Origin of the sequence: Victivallis vadensis, from assembly GCF_003096415.1 — a bacterium.
Lineage (GTDB): Bacteria > Verrucomicrobiota > Lentisphaeria > Victivallales > Victivallaceae > Victivallis > Victivallis vadensis.
The window spans coordinates 1-18,172 of sequence record NZ_QEKH01000049.1 but is presented as its reverse complement, the minus strand read 5'-3'; the positions used below and the strand labels follow the sequence as shown (position 1 = coordinate 18,172).

Annotated in this window: 20 protein-coding genes and 1 tRNA gene; 14 read left to right on the top strand and 7 right to left on the bottom strand. The window is 58.4% G+C overall.

Features of this window, described 5'->3' with window-relative positions; genetic code table 11:
- Positions 1 to 318: 318 nt before the first annotated feature.
- A complete protein-coding gene (locus C8D82_RS19110; protein ID WP_116885893.1) occupies positions 319 to 1,494 on the bottom strand; it encodes a D-alanyl-D-alanine carboxypeptidase family protein in 1,176 nt (391 codons plus the stop codon).
- 33 nt (positions 1,495 to 1,527) lie between these two features.
- Entirely contained in the window at positions 1,528 to 3,231 is a 1,704-nt protein-coding gene (locus tag C8D82_RS19105) for a 2-isopropylmalate synthase (RefSeq protein ID WP_116885892.1), read from the bottom strand.
- Positions 3,232 to 3,425: 194 nt separating this feature from the next.
- On the opposite strand from C8D82_RS19105, the gene murD reads away from it, so the two are divergent.
- A complete protein-coding gene (murD, locus tag C8D82_RS19100; RefSeq protein ID WP_165833203.1) occupies positions 3,426 to 4,709 on the top strand; it encodes a UDP-N-acetylmuramoyl-L-alanine--D-glutamate ligase in 1,284 nt (427 codons plus the stop codon).
- On the opposite strand, the gene C8D82_RS19095 is transcribed toward murD, so the two are convergent.
- Entirely contained in the window at positions 4,696 to 5,274 is a 579-nt protein-coding gene (locus tag C8D82_RS19095) for a hypothetical protein (protein WP_116885890.1), read from the bottom strand. The genes murD and C8D82_RS19095 overlap by 14 nt on opposite strands.
- Positions 5,275 to 5,412: 138 nt before the next feature.
- Here C8D82_RS19095 and mtaB point away from each other — a divergent pair, with 138 nt between their 5' ends.
- Entirely contained in the window at positions 5,413 to 6,711 is a 1,299-nt protein-coding gene (gene mtaB, locus C8D82_RS19090) for a tRNA (N(6)-L-threonylcarbamoyladenosine(37)-C(2))-methylthiotransferase MtaB (protein ID WP_116885889.1), read from the top strand.
- Complete coding sequence (locus C8D82_RS19085) at positions 6,704 to 7,720, top strand: LacI family DNA-binding transcriptional regulator (protein ID WP_116885888.1); 1,017 nt, start codon at positions 6,704 to 6,706, stop codon at positions 7,718 to 7,720. Before mtaB ends, C8D82_RS19085 begins: the two co-directional genes overlap by 8 nt.
- Positions 7,721 to 7,787: 67 nt before the next feature.
- Here C8D82_RS19085 and C8D82_RS19080 read toward each other — a convergent pair whose 3' ends face one another.
- From C8D82_RS19080 to C8D82_RS19070, 3 genes are read right to left on the bottom strand one after another with little or no spacing between them, the layout of a single operon-like run.
- A complete protein-coding gene (locus C8D82_RS19080; RefSeq protein WP_116885887.1) occupies positions 7,788 to 8,732 on the bottom strand; it encodes a tyrosine recombinase XerC in 945 nt (314 codons plus the stop codon).
- The gene (locus C8D82_RS19075) at positions 8,729 to 9,451 is read right to left on the bottom strand and encodes an META domain-containing protein (RefSeq protein ID WP_116885886.1); all 723 of its coding nucleotides are present in this window, start codon (positions 9,449 to 9,451) and stop codon (positions 8,729 to 8,731) included. The genes C8D82_RS19080 and C8D82_RS19075 overlap by 4 nt, the downstream gene beginning before the upstream one ends.
- Positions 9,452 to 9,471: 20 nt before the next feature.
- Entirely contained in the window at positions 9,472 to 9,924 is a 453-nt protein-coding gene (locus C8D82_RS19070; protein WP_116885885.1) for an META domain-containing protein, read from the bottom strand.
- A 107-nt stretch (positions 9,925 to 10,031) separates the two neighbouring features.
- Here C8D82_RS19070 and C8D82_RS19065 point away from each other — a divergent pair, with 107 nt between their 5' ends.
- The 7 genes from C8D82_RS19065 to C8D82_RS19035 all read left to right on the top strand — a co-directional run bounded on the left by C8D82_RS19065 (position 10,032) and on the right by C8D82_RS19035 (position 14,663).
- Entirely contained in the window at positions 10,032 to 11,009 is a 978-nt protein-coding gene (locus C8D82_RS19065; protein ID WP_116885884.1) for an SH3 domain-containing protein, read from the top strand.
- Positions 11,010 to 11,129: 120 nt separating this feature from the next.
- Positions 11,130 to 11,264: a 50S ribosomal protein L34 gene (rpmH, locus tag C8D82_RS19060; RefSeq protein ID WP_116885883.1), complete on the top strand. Its 135-nt coding sequence runs from the start codon at positions 11,130 to 11,132 to the stop codon at positions 11,262 to 11,264.
- 66 nt (positions 11,265 to 11,330) lie between these two features.
- Positions 11,331 to 11,708, top strand: coding sequence for a ribonuclease P protein component (gene rnpA, locus C8D82_RS19055; RefSeq protein ID WP_165833202.1), 378 nt, complete (start codon positions 11,331 to 11,333; stop codon positions 11,706 to 11,708).
- A complete protein-coding gene (yidD, locus tag C8D82_RS19050; protein ID WP_116885881.1) occupies positions 11,702 to 11,953 on the top strand; it encodes a membrane protein insertion efficiency factor YidD in 252 nt (83 codons plus the stop codon). Before rnpA ends, yidD begins: the two co-directional genes overlap by 7 nt.
- Before the next feature lie 107 nt (positions 11,954 to 12,060).
- A complete protein-coding gene (gene yidC / locus C8D82_RS19045) occupies positions 12,061 to 13,833 on the top strand; it encodes a membrane protein insertase YidC (protein ID WP_116885880.1) in 1,773 nt (590 codons plus the stop codon).
- Positions 13,834 to 13,884: 51 nt separating this feature from the next.
- The gene (locus C8D82_RS19040; protein ID WP_116885879.1) at positions 13,885 to 14,490 is read left to right on the top strand and encodes a Jag family protein; all 606 of its coding nucleotides are present in this window, start codon (positions 13,885 to 13,887) and stop codon (positions 14,488 to 14,490) included.
- A 95-nt stretch (positions 14,491 to 14,585) separates the two neighbouring features.
- Positions 14,586 to 14,663, top strand: a tRNA-Pro gene (locus C8D82_RS19035).
- Between the two features lie 98 nt (positions 14,664 to 14,761).
- Here the strand turns inward: C8D82_RS19035 and C8D82_RS19030 are convergent.
- Positions 14,762 to 15,232, bottom strand: coding sequence for a hypothetical protein (locus tag C8D82_RS19030; protein WP_116885878.1), 471 nt, complete (start codon positions 15,230 to 15,232; stop codon positions 14,762 to 14,764).
- Positions 15,233 to 15,487: 255 nt separating this feature from the next.
- Between C8D82_RS19030 and rhaM the strand changes: the two genes are divergently transcribed.
- From rhaM to C8D82_RS19010, 4 genes are all read left to right on the top strand, one after another.
- Positions 15,488 to 15,802 (top strand): L-rhamnose mutarotase, encoded by a 315-nt coding sequence (gene rhaM, locus C8D82_RS19025; protein WP_116885877.1) that lies wholly within the window; start codon positions 15,488 to 15,490, stop codon positions 15,800 to 15,802.
- A gap of 193 nt (positions 15,803 to 15,995) precedes the next feature.
- Positions 15,996 to 16,568 carry a hypothetical protein gene (locus tag C8D82_RS19020; RefSeq protein ID WP_133245297.1) on the top strand — a complete coding sequence of 191 codons (573 nt, stop codon included), beginning with the start codon at positions 15,996 to 15,998 and terminating at the stop codon, positions 16,566 to 16,568.
- 132 nt (positions 16,569 to 16,700) lie between these two features.
- Entirely contained in the window at positions 16,701 to 17,276 is a 576-nt protein-coding gene (locus tag C8D82_RS19015) for a thioredoxin family protein (RefSeq protein WP_206212497.1), read from the top strand.
- Positions 17,277 to 17,400: 124 nt separating this feature from the next.
- Positions 17,401 to 17,739 (top strand): ArsR/SmtB family transcription factor, encoded by a 339-nt coding sequence (locus C8D82_RS19010; RefSeq protein WP_165833201.1) that lies wholly within the window; start codon positions 17,401 to 17,403, stop codon positions 17,737 to 17,739.
- The last annotated feature ends 433 nt before the right edge of the window (positions 17,740 to 18,172 follow it).

The window sequence follows — 18,172 nt, the reverse complement described above, 5'->3', positions numbered from 1 at the left end:
AGCCTCCATCGGAGTAACTTCACATCAGATGGTCAGCATCTGGAGGTTCCGAGCGTGACCTCCGGCGGCAGCAGGCGCAGGGAGTGCCTAGAGCCGATAAAAAAATCGGCTCTGCGCCGACCGAAGCGGTGTGCCGCTCAGGTACACGCCTGCATGTCCACAGTAGAGCCTCTCCCACCCGGAGGGAAAGGCGGTACGCCTTTCCCGGCTCTCGTGCCCGGCGCCGGCACCTTGCCGGTCGGGTTCCAAGGGCGAAGCGCCTTGGTCGCTCCGAAAGGAGCGAAATCCCGGATACCCCGCTGCTTGCGGCGGGGAGGTTTATTTAAGGGCGGCGGCGCGGGCGTATCCCCAATCGATCAGCTTGCGGCTGAATCTGTCGCGGTCGCGGGCGCTTTTGAAGCCCGTCACACAACCGACGATGCGCCGTCCGTCGCGCAGGACCGAAAAGGTCAGACAGTAACCGGAAGCGTTGATGAAGCCGGTTTTCAGCCCGTCAACGCCGGGCCAGCGCGGGTTCACCAGTTTGTTGGTGGTGGTCAGCATGGTTTTCTTTTCGCCTTCGCGGATGAAATCCTGCTTGGTGGTGCTCCAGCGCATCACATCGGGGTATTCCAGCAGCTGTTCCGCCAGAACCACCATATCGCGGGCGCAGCTCAGGGAGTTGCCTTTTTTCTTATCCGGCAATCCGCAGGGGCTTACGAAATGTGAATTGGTCATGCCGAGTGTCTGGGCCCGCAGGTTCATCCTGTTCACAAAAGAGTCCACGTCGCCGCCGATGAATTCGGCCACCTGCACCGCTGCGTCATTGGCGCTCTTGATGGTGACCGCTTTCAACAAGTCGGAGAGCGGAAAGGTTTCGCGCGGATCGAGCCAGACCACCCCGGTGCGCGGCACCGCCAGCGCGGTTTTGGTGATCTGCACCGGGGATTCGAGCGAAATCGCCGGATTCTTTTCCAGCTCTTCAAATGTGACCAGCAGCGTCATCATCTTGACCATCGAAGCGATCGGAACCTTGGCTGTCGAATTTTTCTCCCACAACACATTGCGGGTGGTAAGATCGACCATGATGCCGGAAGTGGCTCCGGCGCTGCCGACGACCTGACTGGCCGGCAGGTTGCCGTGAACCGCCGTCGCAAAATTGAACGGTTTTTCGAAATTCGGATTGCCGGTCGGTTTCTTATAGCGGTAGACCGGCGGCGGGGGAGGGGGCGCAGGCGCGACGGCAGCCTGCTTCTTTTGGCCGCCGCCGAAGAGCCGCGACCAGAAGCCGGGCTTCTTTTCCTCCTTGACCGGAACGGGGGCGGTGGCGGAAGAGGCCGGAACCGCCGTCTGAACCGCCGCCGCGGTTGCAACCTGTTCCGTCCCGATCGGGCTCTCCTCCGCCGGAGCGGGATGATGTTTCATGATCAAAGTGATGATCAGCACATGGGCCAGCAGAATAACCAGCAGGATGGCGCCGAACAGCTTCAGGCGCGCCCGCGTCACTTCATTCATTTTCGCAGCTTCCTTTTCTTTGAGGGGTGGCCGTCACGGGCGCTTCAGCGCGCCGCAGGCGACGGCCCGGTTCATCGCGCTGACCAGCGCGGCGATCGCGGCCCGGTCGATGTTGGAGTGCTCGCCGGCGCCGTAGACCAGGCTGGTGTGTTCCGAATCCTCGCCGCAGCGCAATCCGACGAATGCGAGGGCTTTGGCGTCGGCATCCTTGCCGAGCGTGCGCTCCGAGAAGTCCTCCAGTTTGAAGAACGGCATCAGCCCGGAACTCTTCAGCGCATGCACAACCGCCGACAGCGGCCCGTTGCCCTGCCCGGAGAGTTCGTGCTTCTCGCCGTTGATGAACCAACTGAAATTGGAGCCGGAACGGTCGCCGACCGAAGCGCGCTGGTAGTTCTCCATCCGGTACGGTCCTTCGGCATTCACAAAATTGTCGTAGAAGATCCGCTTCAGGTCGGCGGAATTGATTTCGCCGCCCTCCGCGTCGACCACTTTCTGCACGACCGCGCCGATCTCCGGGTGCATGGTCTTGGGCGGATAGACGCCGAACTCCTTCTCCAGCACATAGACCACGCCGCCCTTGCCGGACTGGCTGTTGATCCGGATCAGTTTCTCATACTGACGGCCGAGATCGGCCGGATCGAGGTGCAGATACGGAATCTTCCAGCCCTGCCGGAAGAACTCGCTGATTTCGGCACGGTGCTCAAAGCCTTTGCGGATCGCATCCTGATGCGAACCGGAGAACGCGGTGAACACCAGATCCCCCGCATAGGGATGGCGCGGATGCACCTCGATGCCGGAATTCCGCTCGACGATCCGCACGATTTCCGGCATATTCGAGAAGTTCAACCCGGTCCTGACGCCGCGCGACTCCATGTTCAGCGCCAGCACCGAAACATCGAGATTGCCGGTCCGTTCGCCGTGGCCGAAAACCGTTCCCTCCACCCGCGTCGCCCCCGCCAGCAGCGCCAGCTCGGTCGCCGCCACCGCGCAGCCCTGGTCGTTGTGGGCGTGCAGACTCAGGCCGACTTCATTGAGGTACGGGAATTTCCGGCAGAAAAGCTCGATCATGTCCGCATACTGGTTGGGCGGACGGCGCTCGACGGTGGCCGGCAGATTGAGAATCAGCATGTCCGGCGTGGAGGGCCCCCAGACTTCCTTGACCGCACAGCAGACCTCCACCACGAAATCGAGGTCGCTGTCGGTAAACTCCTCCGGCGAAAATTCATAGGCGACCTTGCCCCACAGCCCTTCGCGCTCGATCGCCTCCTTGACCATCCGCGTACCGTCGACGGCCATTTGCTTGACCTCCTCACGGTTGTGGTTGAACACGAAACGGCCGTGCAGGTCGGAGGTGGGCACATAACAGTGCGCGATCGCGTGCTTCACGCCGCGCAGCGATTCGATCGTCCTGTCGATCAGGTGCCTGCGAGCCTGGGTGAGCACTGAAATGCGGACATCGTCAGGGATCAGATTTCGCTCGATCAGCATCCGGACGAAGTTGAAATCATCCGCCGAAGCGGATGGGAACGCCACTTCGATCTCCTTGAAGCCGATGCCGACCAGCATGTTGAAATATTCGAGCTTGTGCTCCGGGCCCATCGGTTCGGGCAGCGCCTGATTGCCGTCGCGCAGGTCGACGGAGGCCCATACCGGCGGCTGGGTCAGAATCCGGTCCGGCCACTGCCGGTTTTCGATTTTCACCGGTTCGGGATAGCGGTATTTCGGGTAGGTGTTCATGAACGTCTCTCTATCTGTAAAAAGGATGAATCCATCTGTCAAAGGGTGTCGCACCGGCTCTGTTTCCGCCATGTGCAATGAATATGAAATATAACTTGCGGCGGCCCAAATATCAAGTATATTATAAGGAAAAGCAACGGGATTTTTACGGTGCGGCGCATTGCGTTCCGACACCGGTTACAGGAGGCGCAACAATGGAACAGTGTCTGGTTTTGGGCGGCGGTCTTTCCGGCCGCGCGGCGGTCCGGCTGGCCCGCCGGATCGGGCTGGAGCCGGTGATGATTTCGGATGGACCGGAGGTTGATGCCGGGCAGGCCGTCGCCGGTTATCCCCTGATCGTCGCCAGCCCCGGCGTGAAACCGCTGAGCTCGCCGCTCTACCGGGCCGCAATGCGCCGGGTCGAGGCGGGAGAAGCGGAGCTGATCAGCGAACTGGAGTTCGGCTACCGTGCGCTTCCGGCTCCGCGCCGCCTGCTGGCGGTGACCGGCACCAACGGCAAAACCACCACGACCGAGTTGACCTGTCATCTGCTGCAGGCACTCGGCGTCAAGGCGGTTCCGGCGGGCAACATCGGCTTGCCGCTCTCGGATATCGCGTGCGATATGCTCGAAGGCAGGCTCGGACCGGAAACGCTGCCGGTGGTCGAAGTCAGCTCGTTCCAGCTGGAACGGATTCGCGATTTCGCGCCGGTTGCGGCGGTGCTGCTCAATCTGGAGTCCGACCATATCGACCGCTACGCGGGCGGCTTGGCCGAATACAAACTGGTCAAGTTCCGCATCTTCCAGTCGGTTCCGGCTGAAAACCAGCTTTTCGGCCTCTCGATGACGCTGCCGGTCGGCCGCCGGGTGACTGTGGAGGGCCATGAGCTGCTCGTGGACGGCAAGCCGCTGGTCGACCTGACCGAAACCCGGCTGGATGCCCCCCACAACCGCGAAAATCTGGCGGCGGCGGTGGAACTGGTGCTGCGCGTTGTGCCGGCCGGTCAACTGTTCGCCCCGGAATTCACCCGGGCCGTCGAAACCTTCGCGCCCGGCCGCCACCGGCTGGAAACCGTGGCGGTCCGGCACGGCATCACCTTCATCAACGACTCCAAGGCGACCAATCCGGCCTCGGTGATCGCCGCGCTGAACAGCCTGCCCGATCCGGGAAGCCCCAACATCGTAATACTGCTCGGCGGTTTGGACAAAGGAATGGATTTTTCTTCGCTCGCCTCCCAGGCGCACCGGATCAAGTTCGCCGCGCTTTTCGGCGAGTGCCGCGCCCGGATCGCCGCCGCCATCGGCGACGCATTCCCGGCCGCCGACTGCGGCTGCGATTTCAGGCTCGCCTTCGACACCGCGCTGAAAAACGCCGTGCCGGGCGACATCATGTTGCTCTCCCCCGCCTGCGCCAGCATGGATATGTTCAAAGACTACAAAGAACGCGGCGACCGCTTCACCGAACTCGCCCGCGCCGGCAGCGGTTCTACAGGAAGATGATCAGCAGTGCGGCGGCGACGATCAGCGCCCCGGCGATCAGCGCGATCATCAGGGGAAGCGCTTCGAACATCAGCCGTCCGAAGCGTTTGGGGTCGGCGTCAGCCGGGCTGATGCCGCCGCCGGAATTGCGGCGCAGTTCAAAAGCGCTGACCCGCCCGGCCGCCTGAAAATATTCGCCGCGAAGCCGTTCCAGTTTGCGGGCGAAATCCGGATCGCCGCTGTTGCCGAGCTGCTGGAATTCGGTATGGTTGCGGTTCAGGACGGCGAGGAATTTCTCCAGTTCCTGGCGGCGGATGCGCTCCTGTTCGAGTTCGGCAGTGGTGGCGGCGATGTCGCGCAGCAGCCGGCCTTCGAGATCGCGGCGGGCGCGTTCAAGCTCCTCATTCCTGCCGGCGTGGGGAAAAGCGGGAGTACGGGTGCTCAGAGGTGCGGGAGCCGGAACGGGCGGAGTGTCGGAAACGGCTTCCGGTTTTTCGGTCGCGGCTTCGGCGGTCTTGGCGTAGTTCTGCTTGAGGCGGTCCCGGATGTTCACCAGATTGTCGCTGATATAATCGCTTCTCGGCATAATTTCCCCTTTTGACGGAATTTACGATTCTGGCTGTTAATATATCCCCGGAGTGTGAATCGTGCAAGAAATTCAGCCTGTCCGGTTGCAAAAAAGGGCGTTTCGAGGTATAGTTAACAAACGAAGGAAACCTTTACCTTGAAGAAATATGCGATTCTACATACGCTCGGCTGCCGCCTGAACAGCGCGGACAGCGCGTTGCTGGTGGACCGGCTGGAGAAGGCCGGTTACTCGGTGGTGCAGTCCGTCGATTCGGTCGATCTGGTCGTGGTGAACAGTTGTACCGTGACCGCCGAGGCGGCACGCAAGAGCCGCCAGGCGGTCCGCAAATTCCGGGCCTCCTACCCGGGGGCGCTGATCGTGGTGACCGGGTGCAGCGCCGAACTGGACCGGGACGCCTATCTGAAAGACGGCGCGGCAAGCGTGGTATTGTCGAATCCGGAAAAGCGCGGCATCAGCGAACTGATCCTCGACTATCTGGCCGGCCGGCATGAGCTCGGCGGCAAAGCCGCCAGCCTGAATGAGCCGGTCCAGGCGTTTCACGAGGAGGCGATTTCGCGTTTTCCGTTCCGCAGCCGGGCATTCCTGAAGATTCAGGAGGGATGCAACAACTTCTGTTCCTACTGCATCGTACCTTATGCGCGCGGCCCGGAACGGTCGCGCAGCTTCGACGAAGTGCTGGCCGACTGCCGTCAGGCGGTGGCGGCGGGCTACCCGGAGCTGGTGCTGACCGGGGTGAACACCTGCGCTTACTTCGACGCGGGGCGCGACCTCGGCGCGCTGGTGCGCGAGGTGTGCCGGATCGACGGAAATTTCCGGGTCCGGCTGAGTTCGACCGAACCCCATCCGCACAACATCGGCCTGCTGGAGGTGATGGCTTCCGAACCGAAAGTCTGCCGTTTTCTGCATCTCGCGCTGCAGAACGGCTGCAACCGGATTCTGAAGGCGATGAACCGCCACTACCGCCGCGAGGATTATGCGGAATTCGCCCGCATCGCCCGCGAAAAAATTCCGGGGATCCACCTCGGCAGCGACCTGATCCTCGGCTTCCCCGGCGAAACGGAGGAGGATTTCGCGGACGGGCTCGCCTTTGTGGAGCAAATGGCGTTCGCCAATCTGCATATTTTCACCTATTCGCCGCGCTCGGGAACGCCCGCCGCGTCACTTCCGGGCAGGATTCCGCCGGAGGTTGCGAAGCTCCGCTACCGGAAGCTGAAAGAGGTCGCGGAAGCATCGCGCCGGAAATTCGTCGAATCGCAGCTCGGGCAGGTGCTGCCGGTGATCTTTGAAACCGTCGGGCGGGACGGGCTGGCGCGCGGCTGGAGCGACAATTACCTTGCCGTCCGGGTTCCCGCCGGTTCGGTCGAACTCGGCACGATCGTCGATATCGCCGCCACCCCCGAAAACCTGGGCGGCGCGGAGGAACTCCATGAGTAAGCGCGTCTCCATCTACACCGTTGCCAAAGAGGCGGGAGTCTCCACGGCCACCGTGTCGAAGATCATCAACAACAGCGGCAGCATTTCCCGGGAGACCTCCGACCGGGTGCTCGAAATCATCAAGAAATACAATTTCGTGCCGCAGCAGCGCCGCCAGACCGGCAGCGCGATCGGCGTGGTCACCTTCCTGCTCCGGCAGGGGCCGTTGATGGCCCCCTTTACCGCCCGGCTGCTGAACGGCGCCTGCCGGCAGGCGTTCCTGGCCGGACGAGACCTGGTGTTGATCGACGGGGAACGGCTCGCCGGGCTTACTCCGGAGGAGCTTTACTGCCACTACGCCAGCAATTCACTCGCGGGGCTGCTGATCTGCAACGTCGCCGCGGAGAACCCCTTCTGCACGAAGCTCCGGAAGTCCGGAATCCCCTTTATCCTGCTTGCGAACGGTTCGACGGACGATTCGGTCAACTTCGTGACCACCCGCAACTACGAAGCGGTCTACGAGCTGGTCGATTATATGCTCTGTCTCGGCCACCGCCGGATCGCCTACATGGGGGTGCTGAACCGGGCGGTGGACAGTCACCGCGAACGTCTTCGCGCCTTTTACGACATCCACAACAAACACGGCATCGATCCCTATCCGGAATACGTGCTCGACCTGCCCGACGCTGAGATTTCAACGATCAAGAACGCATTGACCCGGCTGTTTGCGCGACTCGAATCCCCGACCGCGCTTTTCATCGGCGGTGAAGAGCTGGATAAGGCCTACACGCTGCTGCCCCAGCTCGGCATTGAGGTGCCGGCCAGGCTTTCAGTCGCCGGCCTGCGGCTGGATGATCCGCTGGATTCCGGCGTGATCGAATGGTCCTGCATCACCCAGCCCACCGAACGGATCGGCTGTGTCGCCGCACAGAAATTACTGGAACTCGCCGAAGGGCAATGCGCCTATGTCCGCGAATATCTCGACAACTCTCTCAACTACGGAAATACCGTGATCCGCCACGAAGAATAAACTGAGGATTTCGCCCTTGGGAGCGAACAGAATGCTTCACCCGGAGGGCGAAATTCCCGCTGTCTTGTTATTTGGCGCGGGGATGGGCTTCTTTGTAGACTTCCTTCATGCGCTCGGCGCTGACGTGGGTGTAAATCTGGGTGGTGCTCAGGTTTTCATGCCCGAGCATCTCCTGGACGCTGCGCAGGTCGGCTCCGGCATCCAGCAGGTGGGTCGCGAAGGAGTGGCGCAGCTTGTGCGGCGTCAAGTCGGGGGGGAGGTTGGCGGCGATCAGGTAATTTTTCAGATTGCGCTGAAAGGAACGCGGGGTCAGGCGCTTGCCGAATTTGTTCAGGAAAACCGGGGAACCGGGGGCGCGTCCGCCGCCGACGGTGGACCGCAGTTTGAAATAGTTCCGCAGTGCCTTTTGGGAGGGGCGCCCCAGAACGGCGATCCGCTCCTTTTTCCCTTTGCCGCGGACGCGGGCGATGCCGCCGATCAGGTCGATATCCCCCATGTCAAGCCCGGTGGTTTCGCTGATGCGGAGTCCGCCGGAGTAGATGACTTCGACCATCGCCAGATCCCGGGCCGCGGCGAATTCGGCGGCTTCGTCCGATTTGGAGATGCCGTTGGCGGCGGCCATCTCCCAGTATTCCCCGACCGCTTTGGTCAGAAGGTCGATCTGGTTGATGCTCATTACCAGCGGCAGCGGCTGATCCGCCTTGATCGGCGGCAGCTTCAGGAAGGGGTTGTCCCCGAGCAGCTCCATGCGCATCATGTAGCGGAAGAAGCTGCGCAGGGCGGAAAGCTTGCGCTGGATCGAGCGTTTGGAATCGCCCGCTTCAAACAGGGAGCTGACGAACCGGCGCGCCTGGTTACGCTCCACCTGACTCCAGGCGTTGAACGATTCGTCCGCTTCCATCACCCGCCGGAGGAATTCCAGAATATCGCTGCGGTATGCTTCGACGGTGTGCGAGGAAGCGTTTCGTTCCACCCGCAGATATTGCAGGAATCCATCCAGGGCGGCGCTCATTTGCTGGAAGCGTCCTCTCCCACGCCCGGCCCGGCCTGAACGCAGTTCATCAGCACTTTGCCGTCCGCGCCGAACAACTTCAGCTCGCGGCCGGTGATTTCATAGCTCTTGGTGCGGTTCAGGGCGTTCAGGAACAGCGACTCGTACTTCATGTTCGCTTCCGGTCCGGCCATCAGCGTGGAGATCATCAGCCCGAACTTGAGCTTGCCCGGCGCCGGGATTTCGGCGGGGGCGGAGAAACGGTTGACGCCGCTCATGCCGACGATATCCTTGCCGGGATGGATCCGGAACCAGACCGTGGTGCCCTTGGTCAGCTTCACATCTCCCTGATTGTACAGCGATACCGGCGTCCAGACCGTGTCGGTCAGAATCAGCGGTGTTTCCGCCGGAGCGGCGGGCTTCTTCTCGACCGGTTTCGGGGCGGGAGCGGGTTTCTTCTCTGCCGGTTTCGGGGCGGGAGCGGGTTTCTTTTCGACCGGCTTCGTTACGGCCGTTTCTTTCTCCGCGGGCTTAACTTCGGCAGGCCTGGCTTCGGCGGCCGGTTTCTTCTCTGCCGGTTTGGGCTCGGCAGGCTTCTTTTCGACGTTCTTTGTCCCGGGGGCCGCCTCTTCCTCTCCGGCGATTTTCACCTCGGGAACGGTGGTGGTTTCCGTGCAGATACAGCCGGAGAAAAATGCGGCTGCGACTGTCGCGGAAAGAGTGAGCATTACTTTCTTCATGACAATTGACTCCTTGTTGATCAGTAATTATGGGGGACGGTGCCGCGGAAGGTCGCCAGCGGCGTTTTATTTTCGCCGCAGAGCGTCAGCGTATCGCCCCGGATGGAATAGTGACGGGCCAGATTGAGCATCGCCACAAAATTCTGCTCATATTGCTGGTTCGGGCCGGAGCGCCGGGTCAGCACGATCCGGTCGAAACGGATGCCGTCCGGCTCCGTGACATCGGCATGGCCGAAGAAATAGTTGTCGCCGGCCGCGCCGCTGCACCGTCCGTCCGCAGCGATGACCAGCCGCACCACCGCGTCATCGGAAAGCCCGGCCTTGTCCTGATTGGAGAGAAATTGCGGAATCCATACCGTTCCGGTCAGCGGCAGCGGCTGCTCCGGACGGGAAGCCGTGTCCGCCGTTGCGCAACCGGCCAGACAGAGCGCGGTCATCGCGGCGAACAACGACAAAATCAGATTTTTTTTCATTTTTATTTGTACCTCTCCATAAAAATTGTATATTAACACATGCACGCAAGTGAATTTACCACGAATTCGGGAAATTTCAATTTTAAATAGAAGGATAGCGCCAGAAAATGAAAAGCGAACTGAAAGCTCTGCTGTTTGCCGCCTTCTGCGGTACCGGCCTGATCGCCACCGCCGGAACGGAAGGTACCGTTACCGCGGACCTGCTCAATGTCCGGCTCAAACCGGAACTGAAATCCGTGGTCGTCGCCAAGCTTCCCCACGGGACGAAAGTGGATATTCTCGGTACGGTCGGCGATTTTTATGAGATTTCCGCGCCCGACAGGACGCCGGTCTATGTGTCGGCGGTCTATCTGCGTGACGGCAAGGTGCTGTCTCCGGTCAAAATGCGCACCGCGATGGACCGTCATGCTGCCGCCTACGGCCTGCTTCCGGCGGGGACGAAGGTGAAGGTGTTGCTGGAGACTCCGCTCGGCTGGGCGAAAATCGAACCCCCGGCCTCGTTGAGGGTCTATACAGCCAAAAACTACGTGAAGGCGGCGGAACCGGTGAAGGAGTCTGAAGCCGCCAAGCCGGCCGAGGCGGAAAAGCCTGCCGCGCCGGAAGCGGCAAAAGCCGCCGCCGTCGATGTGCGCCCGCTCGAAAAGGCCCCGGAGGCTCCGGCGGAGGTGAAGACGGCGCCGGCAGGGGAAAAGAAGGCCCCGGCCGCTCCGGTTGAAGTGAAGAAGGCCCCGGAGGCGGTCAGGGCCCCGGTTGAGGCGCCCAAAGAGGTGGAAAAAGCGGCGGAGCCGGATCAACTGGATGAACAGTTAAAGAAGCTCGGCGTCGATCTGTCAAAGTCCACTGAAATCACCGCCGCCGGTTACATGGTTGAGATTCCGAATACTACGGTTGAGGCGGTCAAGTACGCGGTGATGAAGCTCGACGCGAAGGGGCAGTATGTGAAAAGCTGCTTCGTGTGTAGCAGTGATGCGGCGCTTCTGAAAAGCGCGGTGGAAAGGAACGTGAAGGTGACGGGGCGCGCGTATTCCGTTCCCACGTGGAAAACGCCGGTAGTGAAAGTGACGGCCCTTGAGCTTACCAAGTGATAAATGCGCCCTTTTTCACGTACAATGACTTGAATATGCGGAAAACGCATGTATTTTAAAGACTTCGTAATTTGAACAATTTTGCTTAGTGCTACATAAATAGAGAAAAGGAAAGAGAAAATGAAAAGAACTTTTCAGCCCTCCAACCGCCGCCGCAAGCGTCGTATCGGATTTTTTGCCCGCATGGCCACCAAAGCCGGCCGTCTGGTCATCAAGCGCCGCCGCCAGAAGGGCCGCGCGAAGCTGACCGCGTAATTTTTTCTCATTTTTCGTCTGATTTCGTTCGGCGGTGATGCCGGATGTCTGTATTTGGGTCGGATCGTGAAAAGACAGCTGAGAAAACCGGATAAACTGCGGTTCAAATCGGAATTCGATCAGGTTCGACTCGATGGTACCAAGCTGGTGGGGCCAAGTATGCTGCTGGTGTATGCGCCGGCCCCGGATGATCTCCTTCGGTGCGGGGTGATATGCGGCAGGAAATACAGTCTGCTCTCCGTGAAACGCAACCGGGCGCGCCGGTTGTGCTGGGAGAGCTTTCGGCTGTTGAAGGAGTATCTGCCGGTTGTCCGGCTGGTTCTGATTCCGCGCCGCCGCATGGAGAAGTACAAGCGGCAGGATGTCACCCGCGAAATGGCCGGTCTGTTGGCCAAAGCGGGGTTGATTCCGGCCGGGCCGGCGGAGTCGCCGCCGGAGTGCTGATTGCAATCATCAGGGTCTATCAATGGACCATTTCCCCGCTGTTGCCGAACTGTTGCCGTTTCGAGCCGACCTGTTCCTGTTATGCGGTCGAAGCGTTGCGGGTTCACGGCTTCTGGCGGGGGGCCGGGCTGACAATCTGGCGTCTGTTGCGTTGTCAGCCGTTTTGCAGGGGGGGATTGGATCCGGTTCCGCCACCCCGGAAGAAATGCGAACGCCCCGCCGAACATCCGGATGCCCGCCGCTGATTGCGGAACAGGGCTGCATCAGGTCGGCCGTGCGGCGAACACTCTGGAGGCGCAGGACGGGACAGGGGTCCGACGGCTTCCTCAAATTTATGGATTAAGGTTGAAACGTGAAATTCGATAAAGAGACGCTGATCGCGATTGCGGTCTGCTGTGTGGTGTTGTTCGGTTGGGAGCCTTTCTCGCGTTATATGGGCTGGTCCGCCGCTCCCGTTCCGCCGGCCGCCGCAGCTCCGGCTGCCGCGCCTCAGCCGAATACTGAAGTCCCGGTTTCCGCCGTTCCGGCTGCCGCGCCTCAGCCGAATACTGAAGTCCCGGTTTCCGCCGTTCCGGCTGTCGAACCTGCCGTGCCGGAGAAAAAGACGCAGGAGGCATTGGTTCAGGTTTCGCCTCTTCCGCCGGTGGAGCTGAAAAACAAGGATATGGTTCTCTCTTTCGATCCGGTCCGCGGATCGATTCGCTCCATCACGCTGGAGCATTATCAGAACGCCGCCCGCGATGCACGGATTGTACTGGATCAATCCTTCTCGTCGCAGGGGGCGTTATCGCTTTATCAGGCCGGAGTTCCGTGGGTGGTGACCCAGGTGGTCAAGAACCGGGTGGAACCGGGTTCCGACGGCCAATCCCGCTATCTGCTTGATCGGCGCATTCAGACCATCGGCGGCGATGATTTTCTGCTGAGTCAGGTTTGGGAGATCGGCGCGACGGGATATGAGACTGACTGTTCCTTTCAGATCACCAACCTTGCCCGCCGTCCGCTGGTGTTGAATCAGTTGATCATGAATGGCGGCGACCTTGCCGCCTGGGCGATGATTTCCGGCGACAAGATGCGCACACCGTCCCATCGGATGGATTTTGAAACCGCCGACGGCAGCTTCTATGACATCAAGGCTGACAAAAAGGACGATGCCGATTATTTTCAGAATCCCGCGCCGATGGTAGATTGGGCCGGCATCAGCAATAAATACTTCGGCGTGATCCTGACCGCGAAGGAGCCGTTTCAGCTCTTTCAGGGGCGTACGATGCAGATGAGGGGTAAGGATAAGGTCTACATTCCGACCGTGGGTGCACGCCTTCCGGCGATGATGCTCAATGCCGGAGAGAGCAAAAGCGTGGCTTTCCGTTACTATTCCGGCCCGAAGATGACGCAGCTGCTGGAGGCGTTTGAGCCTTCGACCAACCGGATGATGCACCTTGCCTGGGGGCCGCTGGATTATCTGGCGAGGCTGCTGCTGTGGGTGCTGGTGCAACTGCACGGTTTCTGCGGTTCCTACGGGGTCAGCATCATCATTCTGACGCTGATGGTCCGGCTGCTGTTCTACCCCGTGACGGCCAAGGCCAACGCCTCGATGCGCAAGATGCAGGCGGTTCAGCCGAAGATTGCGGCGCTGCGCGAAAAATACAAAGACAATCCGCAACTGCTGAACAGCAAGATGATGGAGCTTTACCGCGAGGAGAAGGTCAACCCGTTCGGCGGTTGCCTGCCGATCCTGTTGCAGATTCCGGTGTTTTTCGCGCTGTATGCGACGCTGGATGGAGCGGTGCAGTTGCGTCAGGTGTCGTTCCTGTGGGCGAAGGATCTTGCGGCGGCTGATACGGTTGCGAAGATTCCGCTCTATTTTTATGATCTGCCGATCAATCCTCTGGTGCTGATGATGACCGCGCTGATGATGATTCAGCAGCGGATGACGCCGATGGCGATGGATCCGATGCAGAAAAAGATGATGCTGATGATGCCGGTGGTGATGTTGATTTTCCTGTACGACCTGCCTTCGGGCCTGACGCTGTACTGGACTGTCAGCAACTTCTTCAGTATCATTCAGTTGAAGTTGCAGCAAAAAGCTCATCCCGTTGCAGCGGTGCCGATCAAGAATGCCAATTGAGCCCCAACGGACCGCGGATTTGGTTTTATTTTTAAGATAAAGGAAAAGACAATGTCGGAAAACGGAAAATTCGAAGAACAGCAGGAAAAGATCGTCAAGACTCTGGCGACGATGTTCGATTACCTCGGCCTGACCGGAACCTTCCGGGTAGAAGAGAAGGGGACCAAGATTGCGGTGAAAATCGCATCGGAGGATGCGGGGCGCATTATCGGACGCAAAGGGCAGACTCTGGACAGCCTGCAACTGTTGCTGAACCGTATCATGTTCAAGGAGAATGAAGAATTCCCGCACGTGCTGCTGGACATCGACGGTTATGCGAAAGGCGAGCGTGAAGCCCGCGTTCCGCGTGCCGAAGGAGGAGAGGAGAGTGGCGAGGAGAGCGAGGAACGGCACGAGCGCCAGCCGCGTGAGCGCCGGGAGCGCCGGCGTTTCCGGGACGGAGAAGGTGAACGCAGTTCTGCGGAGCAGCTGGAAAAGCAGGCTCTGGACGCGGCCAAGGAGGTCAAGCGTTGGGGAGAAGCGGTGAAACTTCCGGAAATGAACGCCCATGATCGTCGCATCATTCACGTGACCTTGCAGAACGATCCGGATATCGTCACGGAATCGGAAGGAGAGGGTGCGTTCAAAAAAGTTGTGATTTCTTTGAAAAACGCGTGAATTTGAGCTTGCTTTTCCGGTGTTCGCATGTATATTAGGAAGTGTTGACACCGGAAGAGCGTTGCTTGAACGGTAAACGGATATCGACTTAATGTCGGGGTGTGGCTCAGTCTGGCTAGAGCGCTGCGTTCGGGACGCAGAGGCCGGAGGTTCAAATCCTCTCACCCCGACCATTTTTTTTGCTCAAATTTCCCCTTTGATTACAGCTTAAATCGTCTAAATACGGGTAAGTAAAATAATTCCGCTTTGTGAAATTATTTCTTCCTGGTTATCATGATCTGATTTTCAGGAGTTCGGTCAGCGATTCTTTGAGTTGTGGTATTTCGCTTTCCGCAATTCCTTGACAGGTGATGAGGACAAGCAACCCAATCGGGATCAGCAGAATTACCAGAAAATGAATCAGTCCGCCGAACAGGAGTCCCGCAAGGCAGACGATAAGGACCGGCCAGATTATCTTTTGTCTGAGGACAAAGACTTCAATATCGGTTCCTTCGCCAATCTCTCTCTGATACAGTTTCAGAAGTAAATTCGGCTGCTCGGAATTTCTGAGGAAACCTACCGGTTGCAAAATAATTTCATTGTCGCTTTCCGATTGGACGATGAATGTGTAATCGGCGTTTTTCAGCGTTCCGAATGAGGCGGCGATATAGCAGGAATAAGTGTTCGCCCTGATATGTTCGAGCAGTTCCGGGGGCGATAGTGGCGAATAAAGTGTAAACTCCACTGAATTATGTTCTTCCATGGCGGTTCCATTCATCGTTAAATGCAAAGACGCGTTGGAATTCCATCATCAATATAACAGCTTGTCGCGGGAATGCAAGCCGAGGAACGGTTGTGGAAGCGGAAGTTGCGGAGTTTTGCGCCGCCTTGCCGCAGGGCGGCTGAAAAATGCCGTTTTTTTCGTTCGGGTGCTTGGCATTCCGGCTGCAAATCGTTTATAATATAAGACAGGGAACTTCGAAACTGGTTTTCAATCAAATGAAACGGGAGAAGGATTATGCGGCGAGTGGCGTTCAAGATGAAGTTGTTCAAGGGGTGTTGCGAAGAATATAAGAAGCGGCACGACGCGATCTGGCCCGAACTTTGCCGGGAACTGAAGGCGGCGGGGATTTCGGACTATTCCATCTTTCTGGATGAGGAGACGCTGACGCTGTTTGCGGTGCAGAAGCTGACCGATGCGAATTCCGCGGATTCTCTGCCGGAAAAAGAGATCATGAAAAAATGGTGGGATCACATGGCGGACATCATGGAGACCAAGCCGGATCAATCGCCGGTCTGTACTGAACTCCGGGAAGTCTTCTACCTGAACTGATCCGAAAACAGCCGATGCCGTTCCCGCCGGTTCGAACCGGCGGGACGTTTCATTTCACTGCTCCTTCCCGCAGGAAATCGGGAGGTGGTGGTAGTTTGCTGAACCGATTGTGCGAAGATTTTTCCGGTTGCGCGGTGGGAAGATGAAAAAGAACTATTTGCGGTTCATCGGTTGGAGCGTCGGAGGGATCGTGGTGTTGATTCTTCTGGCGAGTTGGAAGTTCCGGCTGATTTTTCCGGCTTACCTCTTGACCTGCTTGGGCGGCACCATATGGGCAACTTGCTGGACTGTCAGGAAAATTGCATTGTCCAACCGGATTCGCCTGTTATTGGCTTTGCCGATCTTTCTGTGCTGGAGCTGGATGGGCTTCGTTCCCCTTTTGCCTGTCGGGCTGTTTTCGATCTGGTATTCGGAGACTTATCCGGAGCAGGGACTCAAAGTGCCGGTGTATGAACTGCGTGGTTATCCGGTTCGGAATGTCACATTTCACCGCTCCTATTCTCTGGAAAGTTTCAACTTCGATATCACGGAGCAGGAGTTCCGGGAGTTGTCGAAACATTTCTCGCAACCGCTCCGGGAAATTACCACCCTGTTCCATATAAGGGTGCTGAAGGTGCCGGCGAAAACCTGGGCCGAGGCTGTAACGGAGGATATTTTCGTCGAACATGGCCTGTATTCGGAATATCGACAAAGCAACGGCGGCGGCTATCTGCTGGTATTCGATCGGAACCATGATCGCGGTTATTACAGATGTTCTCCAAGATAATATCCAAAAAATCAGGAATTTTTCTCAAAAATAATTCTTTTGTCTCTTGATATATTCCAATGTGGTTATATATTGATAATAGAATATAACCGGAATGGAATATATTCGTTCCGAAAAAGGAGGAGGAGAGTTATGAAGAAGATTGAATGGAAATGGTATCTGCCGGGCGGCGCATGGGTTGGCGTCGGGGCGCTGGTGGTCGGAATCGGTGCGTTTTCGGTGGCGAACGGCGGTTGTCCGTTTGCGGCGGCCGGCGGCAGTCCGACGGTGATGAAAGCAGAAAGCAACAGGGAGGCGGCAGCGGCGGCTCCCGCGAAGGAGGTGGGGGAAATGAGTTGGATGACTGATTTCAAGGCGGCGAAAGCATTGGCCGAAAAGGAAAAGAAAGACCTGTTGATTTCGTTCAGCGGTTCCGACTGGTGCGGCTGGTGCATCAAGCTGGATCAGGAGGTGATGGAGCAGCCGGAGTTTCTGGAATGGGCGAAGAAGAATGTCGTATTGCTCAAGCTGGATTTCCCGCAGAACATCCCGCAGAGCGAAGCGCTGAAACGCCAGAATGAAACGCTGGCGCAATATTACGGCGTGCAGGGATTTCCGACCGTGATTCTTGCGAAACCGGATGGTCAGGTGATTGCCCGTACCGGTTATCAGCGCGGCGGAGCCGCCGCTTATGTGAAGCATCTTGATGAGCTGCTGAAACAGAAATAGAAGGTAAAGCGGCCTGATTCGCAAGCTGGGGCAGGGGCGGCCGGAGGGCCATCCCCGCTCCGGCTGTTCTGTGGTCAGGTTTCTCATTCGCAGAAAACGTTGCAGGAATAAAATGGAGGCAGGGATGATTGGTGAGAAAGAACCGGAATTGGATTTGACGGATACGGAGCAGCTCCAGAAAGTGCTGAAAGCATTGGCCAGCCCGATCCGGATTGCGATTCTGCAGTTTCTGCACAATGGGCCGAGTTGCGTGACATTGCCGTGCATAAAGCTCGGCATCTCCCAGCCGAACCTCTCCAAGCATTTGCAGATTCTGCGGGAGGCGGGATTGATCAACTGTCGGACCAAGGGGACACAGCACTGTTATTTCATCTGCCGTCCCACGCTGATGGGGCCGCTTTTCGGGTTGCTCGAACAGAAGCACACCTACCGTCCATGCAGTAAACCCGAACAGCATGAGTAAGAGAGGTAGGACGGTTTTGACTGCTGTGCGATTGGAAAGCGGAGATGAATCTCCGCACTCCAAGGTTGTTCCGCGACCTTATTGGATTTTCGCGAGGACGGGCAAAGAGCCATGCCGCATTCGCGGCAGGCGGGTCTGCCTGCCCTGTCGGGCGGCAGACCTTGTGCGCTACGCGGCCTGATTTCCAATCAGGCTCCGGTAGCTGGGCGCTGTAGCGCACACTGTCTCCGACGGGCAAGGCGCTTGTATACGCCGTGTGCAAGTTTTATTGGTAAAAAACGAAAAAGAGCATGCTTGGGCTATTAATAGCCGAAATATCGATTAAGTTAGGTTAGCTGCAACCAACTTAGAAAGGTATTCAAGCATGCTCACGGAAGACTATATCACCGAAGTGTATTGTTTCATAGACGACATGATGAAAGAATGTTGGAAA